The sequence below is a fragment of the Synechococcus sp. R55.3 genome, from assembly GCF_047461975.1.
In the GTDB taxonomy this organism is placed as follows: Bacteria; Cyanobacteriota; Cyanobacteriia; order Thermostichales; family Thermostichaceae; genus Thermostichus.
On the sequence record NZ_JANSIG010000033.1, the window covers coordinates 13,650 to 28,866 of the forward strand.

At 60.2% G+C, this 15,217-nt stretch carries 12 protein-coding genes and 1 pseudogene; 9 read left to right on the forward strand and 4 right to left on the reverse strand.

What is annotated here, in order from left to right; all coding sequences use genetic code 11:
• Window positions 1–2,772 carry a response regulator gene (locus NW849_RS07000; protein ID WP_414356839.1) on the forward strand — a complete coding sequence of 924 codons (2,772 nt, stop codon included), beginning with the start codon at window positions 1–3 and terminating at the stop codon, window positions 2,770–2,772.
• Window positions 2,773–2,775: 3 nt separating this feature from the next.
• The gene (locus NW849_RS07005) at window positions 2,776–3,258 is read left to right on the forward strand and encodes a hypothetical protein (protein WP_011434295.1); all 483 of its coding nucleotides are present in this window, start codon (window positions 2,776–2,778) and stop codon (window positions 3,256–3,258) included.
• Here NW849_RS07005 and NW849_RS07010 read toward each other — a convergent pair.
• Window positions 3,234–3,785 carry a hypothetical protein gene (locus NW849_RS07010; protein ID WP_414356841.1) on the reverse strand — a complete coding sequence of 184 codons (552 nt, stop codon included), beginning with the start codon at window positions 3,783–3,785 and terminating at the stop codon, window positions 3,234–3,236. The genes NW849_RS07005 and NW849_RS07010 overlap by 25 nt on opposite strands.
• Before the next feature lie 136 nt (window positions 3,786–3,921).
• On the opposite strand from NW849_RS07010, the gene NW849_RS07015 reads away from it, so the two are divergent.
• Complete coding sequence (locus tag NW849_RS07015) at window positions 3,922–4,899, forward strand: acetyl-CoA carboxylase carboxyltransferase subunit alpha (RefSeq protein ID WP_414356843.1); 978 nt, start codon at window positions 3,922–3,924, stop codon at window positions 4,897–4,899.
• Window positions 4,900–5,205: 306 nt separating this feature from the next.
• On the opposite strand, the gene NW849_RS07020 is transcribed toward NW849_RS07015, so the two are convergent.
• The gene (locus tag NW849_RS07020) at window positions 5,206–6,975 is read right to left on the reverse strand and encodes a phospholipase D-like domain-containing protein (RefSeq protein WP_414356844.1); all 1,770 of its coding nucleotides are present in this window, start codon (window positions 6,973–6,975) and stop codon (window positions 5,206–5,208) included.
• A 159-nt stretch (window positions 6,976–7,134) separates the two neighbouring features.
• Here NW849_RS07020 and NW849_RS07025 point away from each other — a divergent pair, with 159 nt between their 5' ends.
• The 4 genes from NW849_RS07025 to NW849_RS07040 all read left to right on the forward strand — a co-directional run bounded on the left by NW849_RS07025 (window position 7,135) and on the right by NW849_RS07040 (window position 10,275).
• Window positions 7,135–7,686, forward strand: coding sequence for a fasciclin domain-containing protein (locus NW849_RS07025; RefSeq protein WP_011434299.1), 552 nt, complete (start codon window positions 7,135–7,137; stop codon window positions 7,684–7,686).
• Window positions 7,687–7,743: 57 nt separating this feature from the next.
• A complete protein-coding gene (locus tag NW849_RS07030; protein ID WP_414356846.1) occupies window positions 7,744–7,941 on the forward strand; it encodes a hypothetical protein in 198 nt (65 codons plus the stop codon).
• 210 nt (window positions 7,942–8,151) lie between these two features.
• Window positions 8,152–9,654, forward strand: a complete 1,503-nt coding sequence (locus NW849_RS07035) for a DUF697 domain-containing protein (protein WP_414356848.1) — start codon at window positions 8,152–8,154, stop codon at window positions 9,652–9,654.
• Between the two features lie 267 nt (window positions 9,655–9,921).
• Window positions 9,922–10,275 (forward strand): DUF6464 family protein, encoded by a 354-nt coding sequence (locus tag NW849_RS07040; protein ID WP_414349734.1) that lies wholly within the window; start codon window positions 9,922–9,924, stop codon window positions 10,273–10,275.
• On the opposite strand, the gene NW849_RS07045 is transcribed toward NW849_RS07040, so the two are convergent.
• Entirely contained in the window at window positions 10,272–11,732 is a 1,461-nt protein-coding gene (locus NW849_RS07045) for a BCD family MFS transporter (protein ID WP_414356850.1), read from the reverse strand. The genes NW849_RS07040 and NW849_RS07045 overlap by 4 nt on opposite strands.
• A gap of 169 nt (window positions 11,733–11,901) precedes the next feature.
• Between NW849_RS07045 and NW849_RS07050 the strand changes: the two genes are divergently transcribed.
• Window positions 11,902–13,239, forward strand: a complete 1,338-nt coding sequence (locus tag NW849_RS07050) for a hypothetical protein (protein ID WP_414356851.1) — start codon at window positions 11,902–11,904, stop codon at window positions 13,237–13,239.
• A 235-nt stretch (window positions 13,240–13,474) separates the two neighbouring features.
• Window positions 13,475–14,941 (forward strand): hypothetical protein, encoded by a 1,467-nt coding sequence (locus NW849_RS07055; RefSeq protein ID WP_414356852.1) that lies wholly within the window; start codon window positions 13,475–13,477, stop codon window positions 14,939–14,941.
• 108 nt (window positions 14,942–15,049) lie between these two features.
• On the opposite strand, the pseudogene NW849_RS07060 reads toward NW849_RS07055, so the two are convergent.
• Window positions 15,050–15,217 (reverse strand): annotated as a pseudogene (locus NW849_RS07060) (RNA-guided endonuclease TnpB family protein); the annotation flags it as partial.

Here is a 15,217-nt window from a genome sequence, read left to right on the forward strand (position 1 = left end):
ATGGGGCCGAATCCCACTTCCCTCGACCCACGCGAGTGGCAGGTTAGGCTGCAGTTTTTGGACGAAGCCCAGGCTTACCTCGACACCCTGGAGGCAGGGGTGTTGGGCCTGGGATCCCAGAGTTTGGATCGCCCCCGTTTGGATCGCTTGCTGCGGGCTGCTCATTCCATCAAGGGCGGGGCGGCCATGATGGGCTTTCCGGTGCTTAGCGACTTGGCCCATCGCCTGGAAGATGGTTTCAAGATCTTGCAGGTGGATCCCCAAAAAGCCGACCCCGCAGTGGAGCGCAACCTCTTGGCGGCGTTGGATTGCATGCGCCAAATAGCCCAGCAGCACCGCCAGCAGCGGCTTTTGGACGAATCTTGGCTGGCAGAGCGGGTGCAGCCTCTTTTCGATCAATTGCGAGAGCAGTTGGGAGAGTTGCAGCCTGAGGACAACGTCCAAGTCCTGGCAGCAGAGGCCGGGGGCGATATGCGGGTGCTGCTGTTTGCAACCGAGGTGGAGGCTTGTCTGCAGCGGTTGGAAGGTGTGCTGGCCCACCCCGAGCAGCCCTGTTTGCGGGAGGAGTTTCTCATTGCTGCCCAAGAGCTGGGGGCGCTGGGGGAAATGTTGGATCTGCCTGCCTTTGCCACCCTGTGCGGCTCAGTAGTCCAAGCTCTGGAGACGCTGCCGCCAAATGCCAAGGAGCAGGTGTTGCCCGTTGCTCAGGCGGCTTTACAAGCTTGGCGACGCTCGCAGGCCCTGGTGCTGGTCGGTCAGGTCGCTCTTCTCCCCAGCTCCTGGGATCCGGCAGAGCCTCCAGTTTCCCCCCCGCCAGAAGCCCCTCCCCCTGCAATGGCAGGAGCCACCGAGCTGCCGGATTCGATTCCAGCCGGGGCCAAAAGCGCTGCCGAGATGCTACGGGTGCCGGCTCGCCCTCTGGAACAGTTGGGGGAGCTGTTGGGAGAGCTCATAGGGGAGCGCAACCGCTTAAACAGTCGCCTGCAACGGCTGCGGGAGCTGGTCAGCTTGTTCAAACGGCGGGTTCGCACTCTAGAAGAAACCAACAGCCGCCTGCGCAGCAGCTACGACCGCGTCGCTGCCACCGTGCCTGCTTCTGTGCTCTTGAAAAAAGAAGGGGATCCCGGCCTGACCTTGGCCGGTACCTTTGACCTCTTGGAGATGGATCGCTATGGAGAGATGCACCTGCTGACCCAAGAGGTGATGGAAACCGTTGTGCAAATTGATGAGGTAACCCACGATATCGACACCACCCTGCAGGAGACCGAAGGCAGCGCCCGCCAGCTCAGCCGCCTCTCCAGGCAAATGCAAACCCGTCTCGACCAGGTGCGCATGCAGCCTCTATCGGATTTGACGGATCGCTTCCCCAGAGCGCTGCGGGAGCTGAGCTTAGCCCATGGCAAGCCCGTGGAGCTGCGGGTCTTGGGGGGATCCACCCTAATCGAGCGCTCGATTTTGGAGGCCTTGGCGGATCCCTTGTTGCACTTGGTGCGCAACGCCTTTGACCACGGCATCGAGGCTCCAGACACCCGCCTGGCCCAGGGCAAGCCGGCCAAGGGCCTCATCGAAATTGCCGCCAGCCAACGGGGCAACCGCACTCTGATCACGGTGCGAGACGATGGGGCAGGGATCTGTCTGGATAAAATCCGGGCCCGCGCCTTGCAGATAGGGTTTTCCGCTGCCGACCTGGCTGAGGCCAGCTCCCAGGAGCTGCTGGAGTTGATCTTCCAGCCGGGCTTCAGCACCGCCGAGCGAGTCAGCGAGCTATCTGGACGGGGAGTGGGTCTAGACGTGGTACGCACCAACCTGCAACGAATTGGCGGCCAGGTGCAGGTGGAATCTTGGCCGGGACGGGGCACGCTGTTTACCCTCACTCTGCCCGTTTCTTTGAGCGTCACCCGCGTGCTGCTGACAGAATGCCAGGGGTTGATGTTGGCTTTTCCGGCCAACGCAGTGGAAGAATTGCTTATCCCCCCGCAGTTGCCTGCCGATTCCTTTCTCTGGGAAGGGGAGCAGATCCCTTTAATTCCTGTGGGCCACTGGTTTCGCTTCGCGCGCTGGCAGCCTCGCCGGGAAATTGACGAGACCCCCCTTCTCGACCGACCTGTGGTGCTGCTGGTGGTAGAAGACAACCGGCCCTATGGCCTGTTGGTGGATCGCTTTTGGCGGGAGCAAGAGGTAACTCTGCGCCCGGTGGAGGGAGGTCTGCCTCTGCCGTCGGGATTCTCCGGCTGTACGGTTTTGGCCGATGGGCGAATCGCTCTTTTCGTGGATCCGCCTGCCCTCTTGAGCTGGCTGCTCGCCCAGCGGGATCAGCCCTGTCAGTCGGCAAGGGATCCCCTTCCCCAGCCCAGGTTTGCCGCCCAGCCCACCCTGCTGGTGGTGGAAGATTCGGTCAACGTGCGCCGCTTCTTGGCCATGACCCTAGAAAGAGCAGGGTTCCGGGTTGAACAGGCTCGCGACGGACAAGAGGCCCTCGAGCACTTGCAGAGAGGAATTCCCATCCGAGCGGTGATTACCGACATTGAAATGCCGCGGCTGGATGGCTTTGGCTTGCTGGCCCAGATTCGTGCCCACCCCCTGTATGACCAGCTTCCCGTGGTCATGCTCACCTCCCGCAGTGGCGAGAAACACCGCCAACTGGCCCAGCGGCTGGGAGCCAGCGCCTACCTCTCCAAGCCCTTCCAGGAACAGGAGCTGATCCAAAAGCTGCGGCAACTGCTGCAACCAGCCTCTTCGGCACCTTCCACCGGCGTTTTGATGGCGAGGTAGTCCATGCCCCTGCTTTCCCCTCTGCGCCTGCGTCGTCTGGCTCGGCAAGAACAACTGAGAAACCGGCAGACCTTGATTACTTTCCAACTGGGCTCCTACTGCTTCGGCCTCCCTGTTGATCGGGCGCGGCGAGTTTTTAGCTGGGCAGAGTTTCAGCTTGCTCAGGAGGGCGGCCCCCAGCTTTTGGATACCGGTCGTTTGTTGCTGGGCCGAGGGATCCCTTTTCAACCGGAAGGGGTTATTCTGTTGCAGCCAGGCAGTTCTGAGGACGGATTGTCCGACCAGATCGACAACCCAGAAACAGGGGCTCTGCCCATTCCCACTCAGCCCCTCCTGCGCCGTCTGCCCTCTTCCCAGTTGCAGCCTCTCCCCAGCCGCTATGCAGCTCAGGCCCGCCAAAGGGGTATTGTGCAGTGGATCCCGCCAGTTGAAGGTCAGCTCCCCCTGTTGGTGTTCGACCCTCATCTCTGGCCTGCCTGTTCTTGAGAAGGGAGAAGGGGCAGTTGCAGCTCTGGATTCTCCACGCGGGTTAGCTCCCAGCGGAAGTGCTCCCCACCCCGTCGCTGCCAATTCAATTGGAAGGGTTGCTCCAGCGCATTCACCTGATCTCGCGTCAGGTTGGCCAAGGGGCCGCCGGATCCCTCGATCACAAACCAGAGAGTGGCCTGTCCTTGGCGACTGGGATCCCCTGGGCCGAGCTGCACCTGCAGCGCTTGGGGTTGGAGGCGCAAGCGAAAAAATTGCCCGAAGATCTCGCGGCTGTAGGCCAGCGCCCGCTGCTTATCCAGGCCCCAACCATCGCTATAGGCCTCAGAGACCAGCATCTCCACCTGATCCCAGTTGCGCTGCTCCACCGCCCGCAGCAATCTCTCCGTGTGGACGCGGATTTGTCGCTCAGGCCGCCCGTATTGCCAAAAGGCTCCCACCCCGATAGCCAAGACGACGGATCCCACCACCCCCCAGCGCAGCCAGGGGGGAAGGGGTGAAGGGGGAGAAGAGACAGAAGCAGACAAGGGATCCCTCTTGGGCAGTAGGGGGATTGCTCCCTCTAGCCTACGGGATCTACATGTGAGAAGATCAAAGCCTGACCCCGAAATCTGTGCAGCCTCTGCCGGTCACAGCACGCTCCCGAAATTTAGCCAACCGGTCATGACCAAGTCCAACGACCGCCTACTGCTGGAGTTTGAGCAGCCTGTCGCCGCCCTAGAACAACGGATTCAGGAAATTCGGGCCTTGGCAGAAGAAAACGACATCGATGCCTCTGAGCAAATTCGCCAATTGGAAGCCAAAGCCGAAGAGCTGCGCCGTGAGATCTTCAGCCAGCTCACGCCGGTAGAACGGCTCCAGGTGGCCCGTCACCCCCGCCGCCCCACCACCCTGGATTACGTACAGACCATCTGTGACGACTGGTTTGAGCTGCACGGGGATCGCCACGGCCAGGACGATCCAGCCATTGTGGGCGGGTTGGCCAAGCTGGGGGATCAGCCGGTGATGATCCTAGGCCACCAAAAGGGTCGCGACACCAAAGACAACATCCACCGCAACTTTGGGATGCCCAATCCCGCCGGCTACCGCAAAGCCCTGCGGCTAATGGAACATGCCCACCGCTTCGGCCTGCCCCTGCTCACCTTCATCGATACGCCGGGGGCTTACCCAGGCGTTAAGGCGGAAGCCGAGGGCCAAGGAGAGGCCATTGCCACCAACCTGCAGACCCTTTTCCGGCTGGAGATCCCCATCATCTGCACTGTCATCGGCGAAGGGGGATCGGGCGGAGCCTTGGCCATTGGGGTGGGCAACCGCATCCTGATGTTCGAGCACGCCGTCTACTCCGTGATCTCGCCGGAAGGCTGCGCGGCTATTCTCTGGAAGGATGCCAAGAAGGCTCCCCAAGCGGCGGCAGCCCTGCGCATTACCGCCCAAGACCTGCTGCAACTGGAGGTGATCGACGAGATCCTGCCAGAGCCGGTTGGCGGCGCCCACCGCGCGCCCTTGGAAGCTGCTCAAACCCTCAAAGAGGCTCTTCTCAGGCATCTCAAGGAACTTTCTAGCCTGAGCGGGCGAGAATTGCGCGAGGAGCGCTACCAAAAGTTTCGCCGCATGGGAGCGTTTCTGGAGCTTTCTGAATAGACTTATGCATCCCTGATTTATAGTCGTTTCAGATTAGGGTGAGACACCTGGGCCATTGATCGCGCCAGCGGGACGGAGTCCTTGAAAAGCCTTTTGGCCCCCTGCATTATTGCTCTGCAACGCCGATGCGACCAACATTTTAGGCGTGGGTGCAGTGTCCTGGTTTGAACTGAAATGACTATATTTGGGCTATATTTGGGGTTTAATTTGGGGTTTATTCGAGGGGAGAGGCCCTTTAGGAGCTGCTCTGGGATGAACTTCCGAAAGCACTCCGCGCCCTCAACCTGACCAAGAGGGGGCTAACTCCTACCAGGTTACCCGATCCCGCAGTTGCTCAATCCGGGCTGGGCCAATGCCATTGACCCGTTGCAGATCCTCCAAAGAGGAGAAGGGGCGGGCCTCGATAATGCGCTGCGCCAGGGCGGGGCCAATGCCGGGCAACTGTTCCAGCTCCGCCGCCGTGGCCGTATTCAGGTTAACGCGAGGGGATCCCCCAGGAGACGCCACCGGAAAAGCAACCGACGGGGAAGGGGATCCCGCCTCAGGAGGAAGAACGACCTCGACTTCCAGCAGCTCCGGCTCAGGTAGGGAAGCCGCAGCAGGGACAGGATTGGGGCAGCGACGGGATCCCTCTTCTGCCTGTTGTTGCAGGCGGCGGCTGGGGCCAAAGCGGGCATCGGCAATGAGCCGGTCGAACTCCCGCACAAAGTGATCCACCACTCGGCTATTGCGGATGATCAGGAGGTTTTCATCGTTGACGTGATTGGCGGCCATCGACCAGTTGTGGGATCCGGTGATCACGGTGGCGTTGGCGGTGCCAGGATCGACGAGGGCAAACTTGTGGTGTAGCTTGTCCCCCAGGGCCAGGTTGGGTGTCCCCACCGATTGGGCGGGCGTTGTCCAGGGCAGGCGGGCTGGATCCACGGTACAGTCTTCGCCGGGCAGCAGGAGCCCCCACATCTCCAGGGTGCGGCTGTAGTCTCGGAAGGCAAAACCGGGGTCGAACACCCCGCGGATTTCTACGTTGCGCTCCTGGCGCAGTTGCCTGAGTTGGTTGGCAATGCCCGGATCCGTAAAGACGAACAGAGCCAGATCCACCTGTTGCCGGGCTTGGGCCAGGGTGGCGGCAATAATGCCGTTGGAGGTGGCTTCGTAGGGCAGGGAGCGACTGGCAGGAGAAAAGTGAACCCTCACAATGGCATCGTCAATGTACACCGTTTCCAGGGGACGCTTGAGCTTTTGCACGCCGAAGCGGCTATCGGTCAAGCCACCGGGGCCATCGCCCCACATGAGATCGAATTCCTCGGTGTAGAGGCGGGCCAGCTCCGGGCTGTCCAGCAGCAGCAGATGGTTGGCATTGCCGACACTGCCAGGCGCATCAAAGTCCCCGTGAATATCAGAGAGGGTGAAATTGGCCGAGCCGGTCAAGACTTTCTGCCCGTCGATCACCACAAATTTGTGGTGCATCAGGCCACTGCCCTTGGAACCATCGGCGGTATCGTCCAGCCAGGGCACCTGGCCTCCATCCAGCAAGGCGTACACATCCCGCGTGGCGACCTCCTCAGCCGAAAACCGTCCATCCCGGTTCACATCCACCAGGTTGCGGTACTCCTCGAACTTGCTGCGGCTGCGCTCGTCCAGCGCCCGCACTTGGTCAGGGGTGAGTTGGTGCCAGGCCCGCACGTAGGTGTTTTCGGTAATGAAGCGCACCGGGATCCCGGCCTGTCGTCGCTCCACTAGGGCTTGGGCAATGAGCGGTAGGTTCAGCTCTTTCACGGCAATATCCACCGACTGACGAGCGGAGCGAATCTGGGAAATGATCAACTCTTCCAGGTTGTAGCCGTAGCGGCGGATCTGGCGGTAGGGATCCCGATAGGTGCTCTCGCGGCTTTGGTTGAACACCACCCGGATACGGGGGTGCTGCGGCAGAGGGGCCAGGGTGGGCAGCTCCGGCTCTTGGGGGTAGGGTCTGGGCCGAGGACCCACCCAGTAGCCGATCAAGACCAGAACGAGAAGCAGAGCAACCCAGGGCAGCCAGCGGCGGAGTTGCCGCAACCACGACGGGATCCCGTTCATGGCCTTTCTCCTCTCCAGCAATCACACCCCCAGGATACCGAACTTTATCGCAGCCACTTCTACGCGAAGGCGATCCCTGCTCTGCTCTACAGCTAACCGTGCGAGAGCGGCTGCTACCCCTAAGATGATGACAAATGTTTTAGAGTATTAACTTTTGTTATGAACTACAAAGCCCTCACCCTTGGGCTGACGGCGGCTGCTTGCTTAGCCTTGGTAGGCTGTGCCAGTTCCAGCAGCGATACGGCCATTGCCCCGCCGACGCCTACCCCAACTCTCTCTCCCAGCCCTACGCCGCTGCCCAACCTCGTCGCCGTTGCCGCCGCCAACCCCGACTTCAGTACCTTGGTGACGGCCCTGCAGGCAGCGGGCTTGGTGGGGACTTTGCAGCGGGAAGGTCCCTTCACGGTATTCGCTCCCACCAATGCTGCTTTTGCCGCTTTGCCCCCTGGCACGGTGGAATCTTTGCTGCGACCTGAGAACCGGGCAGAGCTGGTGCGCATTCTCACTTACCACGTGGTTCCTGGCTTGGCTCCTTCCAGTGCCCTCAGATCCGGCCAGCAGGTAACGACTTTGCAGGGATCCCCCGTCACCGTCACGCTTCTTGAGGGCGGACGGATTCGCATCAACAACGCCAACGTGATCGCCGCGGATATTCAAGCTTCCAACGGCATCATCCACGTCATCGACACCGTCTTGATCCCGCCTCGCTAGGGGTTTCGGGCATCATAGGATAAAGTCAAGTTCGGCGGTTGACCGAGGAGGCCCGGCGTGGAAAGGCCGAAGTGGGTAGCCATTGTTACAGGAATCCTGGCCATTACTCTGGGGGTGGGCTACTTGCTGCTGGTGCAGCTATTGGACTATCGCGGCGGCCAATTTTTGCCGGCACCACTGGATCCGCCAGGGATTCTGGGAGAGGGACTTAGGCTTTTGTTGGGGATCCCTGGCTCATTTGGCCGGTTGAGCTGAGGGTGTTTTTGACTTCCTGCTTCCCCTTCCTCTTTTACTTGCGGGTGGCTGATCCCCAGCAAAACTCTTGACAAAATTGTATGCTCAGCTACAGCAAGCCCTATGCTGGAGAAGCGGTTGCAGATTCAGTTGACAGCGGGGGCTGTCCTCTGGGATGACCGGTCGATTTTGGCTTTTTGATCTGGAGATCTGGGCAGGCTGTGGGTTGGGATGGTGCTGTCGCGCTCCACTTGGGTGTGGTTGTGGGCAGGGCTGGGTTTGGCGGCCCTGAGCCAATATCTGCAGTGGGTTGGCGGGATCTACAGCTTCGTGGCTCCCCACTCCGAGCCTCTTGCGGATCTGGTGGTGGGCGCCATCCTTGGGGGGACAGCAGCAGCAGGTCTGGCAGCGCGCCATTGGTGGCAGCAGGCTCGCCGACGGCAAAGTGCTCCAAGTCAGCGGACACAACCGCTGCGGCGGGTTAAGTTAACTCGGAATCAGGTGCAAGCCGATCTGGAAGATGCCGATCGCCTGATCCAGAAGCTGCAGAATGACATCAGTCGCCGTGCCCTGCGTGCCAAGCTGCAAGAGATCAATCAGCGGCTTAACCAGGAGGAATTGCATCTGGTGGTGTTCGGCACCAGTTCCGCCGGCAAGACCTCGTTGATCAATGCCTTGATGGGCCGACCAGTGGGCGAAACAGCCCCCACCCTGGGCACCACCCAGCAGGGATCCATCCACACCTACCAATTGGAGGGCTTGAACAGCCCCATTTCCCTCACTGACACACCTGGGCTGCTGACGATTGGAGGGGCAGGGGAAGCGGAAGCCCGCGCCTTAGCCCAGAAAGCCGATCTGCTGATCTTGGTGGTGGCCGGGGATCTGCTGGCTTCGGAATATGCCGAAATGCTGGAGCTGGCCCGGCTGGGCAAATCCACCATCCTGGCCCTCAACAAAACCGATCAGATGCTGCCGGAGGATGTGGAGACCATCTTGACCCATTTGCGCCGGCGCACTGCCGGTGTGATCCCCGCCGAACAGGTGGTGGCCATCGCCGCCGATCCAGAACCCCTGAAGGTTCGCTACTACTCCGAAGATGGCTCTGTGCGGGAAACTTGGGAGCCGCAGCCCCCCGATACGGAGGCCCTCATCCAACAGATGGCTCAACTGCTGCAGCAGAAGGGATCCCACCTGCGCTTGGCCAATGCTCTGTTGCAAACCCGAACCTTGACCGAAGCTGCCCAACAGGCCCTACAGGAGGAGCGCTGCCAGCAGGGTCGTCAGATCGTGGAACGGATGCAGTGGGCCACCGCTGCTGCCCTGGCGGCAACCCCTCTTCCTGCTTTGGATGTGCTGGCAGGAGTAGCCATTCAGGCACGCATGATCGGGGAACTGCACCAGGTGTTTGACCGACGCATTACCTTGCGCCGGGCCCAGCAAATTGCCCAGAGTTTGGCGCAAATGGTGGTGCAACTGGGGGGGCTGGAGCTGGCTACTCAGGCTTTGGGCTCTCTGCTCAAGGCCAGCCCCTTGATGGTGATGGGGATCCCCCTGCAGGCAGTGACGGGGGCCTATCTGACACGGGTGGCGGGGCTCAGCTACCTAGAGTGGCTGTCCTCTGGGGATCCCTGGCAAGAGGAAATCCTGCAAGAGCGGATTAGGCAGCAGCTCCAAAACCGTCATCCTCTGGCCTTTCTCACCCAACTGGCCCGCCAAGCCCATTCCAACAGCTAGTCGAAGCATCCATCTTTTCGCCGCCACAGGCCCAACCTATCCCGTTCTCCGCCCGCTGCGGAAAATCCATTACACTGAGTACAGCTTTTTCTAACTTAACTTTGTAGAAGTTCTGTAGATTAGCAGGCTCCAGGTCACACAAGAGAGAACATTTGTACCAGCCATACTCAGTGTTGCCGGAAAAAGTTGCACAATTTGTTAATCACAAGTCAAGCCCAGTCCATCATTTTGTAGTCTGCTGCCCTAAACTGGCTCCGTTTGCGCCTTATGTCTTCCATCAACCCGACCTTGCCCATTCAGTGGATCGACGCGGATTCGGGAGAGGTGGTGGAAGAATGCCCTTGGGAGAGCAGTCCCCATCCGGGCACCTACGTCCAACTGGCAGAGCAGCACTACCTGGTTCTGGAAAAGCGTCATTCCTACCGGCTCCGGCAAGGCAAATACCACCTGTGTGGGATCCGCGCCCTGGTGCGTTCGGTCACCCCACCTCAGGAAGTGGGAAGGTTCCTGGGGGATCCCTCCTGTCGGTTTAATGCTCACTCGCCCTTGCTGCGTTGTGCCGTCAACCCCAGCGGGCCCTGTCAGGGCTGCCCCCACTACGAGTCGGCCCCGCGTTGCTAGCCCTCCAGCTCCAGAGCCAACACCTGGGTCAGCGCACGGTTGGTCTTTTCGCGAAACTCGGCCACGCTCACCCGTCCCAGCAAATACACGGCCAGCAACATCACCGCTGCCTCCACCCCAAAGACGGTGGCATAGGCAAGCACTGAAGAAGTGGGGAAGAGAATGCGCCCCAAATCGAGCAAAGCCCCGCCGAGCAAGGTGGAAACCGCCTGGGACATGGCCTGGGCCAGACCCCAAGCCCCGATAAAGGTGCCTGCCGTCTCCGCTGCCGTCAAGTCCAACATGAGGGTAATGGCGCCATTGGTGGTGATCCCAGAAGCCAAACCAAACAGGATCATACACAGCTGCAGCAGCCGTGGATTGCCTGTAAACCCTGATGCAATGGTCAGCCCAAAAGAGATGGCCACCAGCAGACAGCCCAGACGGGCCGTTGTCTGTTTGCCCAGCTTGGGCACAATGAAAAATCCGGTCAGCACAATCCCTGCCAAAATACCCAGGCTCCAAAAGGCATTGAGCTGGGTGCTCTGGGCCACCGTCATGCCAAACACCTCGCCGCCGTAGGGTTCTAGGATCGGCTGTTGGATAAACAGGCCCATGGTCATCAACACCAAGAAGCCGAAAAAGATCAGGGTTTGGCGGCTGGCGGTCAGCACCTTGATGGCCGTGCCAAGGGTGATTTGGTCTTCCCGTCCGGCCAGGGTGGAACGGGATCCGTAGCGGGAATAGCGCTTTTCCACCCCCCAGGTGGCAACCACCCCCAGCAGGATCACCACGGCTGGAATGATGACGAAGAGGCGATTAATGGTGCTCTGCAGGTTGTCCGGATCCAAGCCCCGCAGCAGAACTGCCGAGCCAATGGCCCCGCCGGCAATCCCCACCATCAACATAGACCAGACGATCCCCACCAACTTAGAGCGGTTGTCCTCGTCTGACACATCCACCAGCAAAGCCGCAAAAGGCGTGGAGCAGGCGCTGAGGCAGAGACCATAGAGGGCAAACATCAAACAGGCCAAGCCTACCCAGCCATAGGTGGCTCCAGACCAACCCGTGGCCGCAAAGCTCTCCCCCAAACCCCACACCACCTGCACCCCCAGGAAGATGCAGACCGCAAACAGCACCGATCCCAGACGCACATAGCCGGTGCGATGCAGGCCAAACAGGGGCTTGGCATCCGAGAGCTGCCCAAACCAAACCCGAGCCGGGGAGACCAACTGGTGCATGGCTAGGGATCCCCCCACCACCGTTGCCGGGATGGCCAGCAGATCCGTGTCGATCATGACGCGGTTCAGCACTCCCAGAGTGAGCAGCGACATCATTCCCAAGCCCATTTGAAACAGGCCCAGGCGGAACATGACATGCAGCGGCAAAGACTGAACCTGCACCTGAGGCTCTGGAGAAGCTGGAGTTACAGAAGCCACAGAAGCGTTGACCTCGGGATCCCGGCGGATATTGGCCATGATCTGGAATGATTCGAAAGGGTGCTACAGCTTTTTATCGTAGCCCAGGCAGCCTGGGATCCCGGCAAAAGCATGGGGTTGCCAAAAGCGAAACCGCCACGTCCTCTCCCCTTTTGGGAGCTATTGTCAGGGTATAGTCCCCCAATTTCCAATCCTCAGGAATATTGCTATGCGCGCCCCCATCCCCTGGCTGCTGAGTTCACTGAGCTGGGTGGGCATTTCCCTGGCCGCTCCGCCGATGGTGTCTACTTCTCAGGCAACCCCTATGGATTTTCCCCTCCACCAGTCCCTTTCTTCCCCCTCGCCTTCAGAGTGGGCAGAGTACTTGGCCTACAGGCAGGTCATCGACCGGACGATCTCCATGACCTGGGATCCGCAAGCGCGAGCCTTGGCAAAGCAGTATGGGCTGGATATCGTCAACATCACCTGGGAAGATACCGGACGCCACAAGGGATCTGCCCTTGGCCCCAACATCAGCGACATGACCATCCAGGTACAACAGCTCAACCCCAGAACGGGTCACTACGAGCTGAGCCTGATGCCGGTGATCCGCTACCCCAACTTTGCCGATCTGTCTGCCGACCTGCCCCTCGACAGCCTACAGGTGCTGGTGGGCAACGAAAAAGGAAAACCCCTGCAACCCGTGTCGTTGCGAGAGCTGCTGGGGAATCTGCGCCGCTACTTGCACGATCCTGGCTCTTGGGCCGGCAACCGGAACTCCCTGCTGGCTCCACGGGATAGCCATGTGTTGGTGAGCGCCCAGGCCGCCTTTTTGCCCATCCCTGCCGGGGGATCCGCTCAATTCAACCCGGTGCTGTTCAACTACCAATCCCATCCCGGCAACCCAGCCGTGCTGGCAATCTTGGCCACCCGCGAGGGCACCAGCATTACGGTGATCGAGAACCGCACTGAAGATAAGGTAGATAAGGTGGGCGAAGCTATTTGGGGCCAGCGCCTTTTCTTCAACCAAAATGGTGAACGGGCCAGCCTCACCGGGCAGCGCCTCAGCGATTTTCGGGCCGAGCAAGCCGCCGACCCAACCCCTCAGGATCCCGATGCTGCGGAAGTGGCAGAAGAAGCCCTGAACCTGGTGATGGTGATCCAAGTACCTCTCCAGCAGCGGCAGCCGCCGCGAAGGGAAGTTGAGGATATCTCTGTCAAGTTTTTCGGACGCGCAGCCGACCTGGCCGGCCTCAGCAATGTAGAAGCCGCTGTCATCGGACATGGAGAGGTAGAGGGCCCCTTCACCGAGATCAACAACCTGGACATCGAGCGGGATCCTCGCTTTCCCATTCGGGTCACGGTCCAGTTCTACAAAGCCACCGACAATGGTGTGGTCTCCGCCGAGGACATGGCCCAAATTCACCATCAAATTGCCCGCGTCTACCGAGAGGCCGACTATGTGGGCAGCTTGGTGATTCAGCCGGATACAGGCCGACCTACGGAGTACGACCGCGATGCAGAGACAGAGCGCCCCTTTCCCTTTCCTGGGTGGCCGTGGCGTTAGGGCCTGCTGCGCATTCTTCCCACAACCTGCAAGCGAGGGGCAGCATCTTCTCGCCCTAGAGTTTCTCTACTACACTGACAACTGACCTGGTGCCAAGAGGAGGGGGTGTCGGCCCGATATCCTCGGCAAGGTCTGGGTCTGTAGAGGCGGTTGCCAAAGTATCCTCTTTTGAGGCGGAGGTGCTTGCCTGTACCAGCTCTTGCCCAAGGCAGTGGGGAGTTTTTCCTGCAACACTATGGCTGACGCAGTTCCCGTTCGGCGCTACGACCTGTTTGTGCAGGCTTCCCGGCTGCTGCAGCGCTACCGGCAGCTCACGCCGGAACTCCGTCCCATAGGGCTAGAGGTGGCTCTGGCCATCCAGTATCACCGCGCTCAGGCCGGATCGGGATCCCTCTTGCCTTGGGTGGGATCCCCCCGCGGATTACCCTTGCAGCAAGTGGCCCAGCGCATTTGCGACCCGTTTTACAGCAAAACCCATCCTCTTTTGCCGACCCTACCCGAAACTGGCGAGCCTTTGGTGTGGCCTCTGTTCAACCAGGGGGAAAACGGTTTGATCCGGCCCCTGGTCCCGAGCAAAGTGGGCGGGAAACTGGTGGAACGGCGCTGGCTCAAAGCCTGCAACAGCCAGGAAGGGATCGGCTGTCATGCCTTGGCGGCCCACCTGTGGCAAGACGAGCGCTTTTTGGCCGAAGACCGGGATCTCTGTCCTTTCCGCCTTTATGATGGGCGCTACCCCTTGAGCGTGGATCAAGGGCGACAGACCTGCGGCTTTGACGATCACCCCTGTGGCTGGCAGCCGGGACACCCCAAAATGTTGCAGGTGGTGGGCAAAGGCAAACAGGCCGAGATCCTGCTCCCCCACTGGACGGATGACATGTGGACGATGCTCATTCCCTCCCATCGTCCGCTGCCGATTTACCCGCTCTTGGTGATGCTTTACTTTGGCCAAGAAACTTTGCAAAAGGGGCGGAGCAGCCTCTCCATCGAGCAATTTCGTCTGGATTTTCAGTTTAGCCAGTCTCAACTGCGCCTGTTGTTCGACACCCACCCTGAGCACCCCTTGAATCGACACCTGCTTACCTGGGCTCAGCAGCCAGAGGTGGAGTGGGGATCCACAGAACTCTTGCCCCAGATGCCGCCCCTCCTGCATCAACCTGCTGGGGGCAAGGTAGTTTTGGATCCCGATGAGCCGCCCCAGTTCCGCAGCAGTGGGATCCCTCACAGCGCCGGGACAGACCCGCTGATGGCAGAACGCCGCCGTCGACGTCAGTTGGAGCGCAGCGAGCGCCACAACGAGATCTTGCACCAGTTTCGCCGCTGGTTCCGCCTGGCAGGATTGGAAGTCCGGGAGGATCAGCATACCTTTGACTTTTTGGCCGTGGCGGACGGGCATCTGCTTTTGGCCGAAGTAAAGCTCCTGCACCACAAGGATGCGGCAGAGGCTTTGCAGGAAGTGGTGGGACAGTTGCTCTACTACGAGCGCTTTGCCCTTGGCCCCTGGATCGAGCAGGGCTTTTCCGTCCAGAAGGCCGCCGTTTTCGATGGACCGCCGCCGGATCCCTATGTGCGATTTCTAGAAGACCTGGGCATTGCCACCTACTGGATCAACGAACAGCAGATGATCGATGGGCCAGAAAACTCTTTACGCCTGCTGCGCCAGATGGGGGTGCGGGTACGACCGGATCCCGAATTGGGGGATTAGGGGAAAAAGCCTGCCCATGTTCTCCCCTGAGTTTTGACTCAGGCGGGGGTAACTTCTTGTCTTCTTAAGCGTACCTTAACTGCCCCTTTACTCAGATTCCTTCGTAAACTACCCGACCCTGACTGCTTCGCAGTACAGGGCGGGCTTAAGGCAGCCCTGCAGTTGGCAAGCCAACCACGGACCTCTAGGCTGGTTTACGGCAGCCCCCAAAAGCGCAATCACCTTCGCACCGTTAAAATCCGCATCCCCTTCCCAACCGCAGTGCCCGCATTTGAA

Excerpts from the sequence above, each read along its gene's own strand:
- NW849_RS07005 (WP_011434295.1), top strand. The coding sequence starts at position 2,776 with ATGCCCCTGCTTTCCCCTCTGCGCCTGCGTCGTCTGGCTCGGCAAGAA.
- NW849_RS07015 (WP_414356843.1), top strand. The coding sequence starts at position 3,922 with ATGACCAAGTCCAACGACCGCCTACTGCTGGAGTTTGAGCAGCCTGTC.
- NW849_RS07025 (WP_011434299.1), top strand. The coding sequence starts at position 7,135 with ATGAACTACAAAGCCCTCACCCTTGGGCTGACGGCGGCTGCTTGCTTA.
- NW849_RS07035 (WP_414356848.1), top strand. The coding sequence starts at position 8,152 with ATGGTGCTGTCGCGCTCCACTTGGGTGTGGTTGTGGGCAGGGCTGGGT.
- NW849_RS07020 (WP_414356844.1), bottom strand. The coding sequence starts at position 6,975 with ATGAACGGGATCCCGTCGTGGTTGCGGCAACTCCGCCGCTGGCTGCCC.
- NW849_RS07055 (WP_414356852.1), top strand. The coding sequence starts at position 13,475 with ATGGCTGACGCAGTTCCCGTTCGGCGCTACGACCTGTTTGTGCAGGCT.
- NW849_RS07045 (WP_414356850.1), bottom strand. The coding sequence starts at position 11,732 with ATGGCCAATATCCGCCGGGATCCCGAGGTCAACGCTTCTGTGGCTTCT.
- NW849_RS07050 (WP_414356851.1), top strand. The coding sequence starts at position 11,902 with ATGCGCGCCCCCATCCCCTGGCTGCTGAGTTCACTGAGCTGGGTGGGC.
- NW849_RS07000 (WP_414356839.1), top strand. The coding sequence starts at position 1 with ATGGGGCCGAATCCCACTTCCCTCGACCCACGCGAGTGGCAGGTTAGG.
- NW849_RS07040 (WP_414349734.1), top strand. The coding sequence starts at position 9,922 with ATGTCTTCCATCAACCCGACCTTGCCCATTCAGTGGATCGACGCGGAT.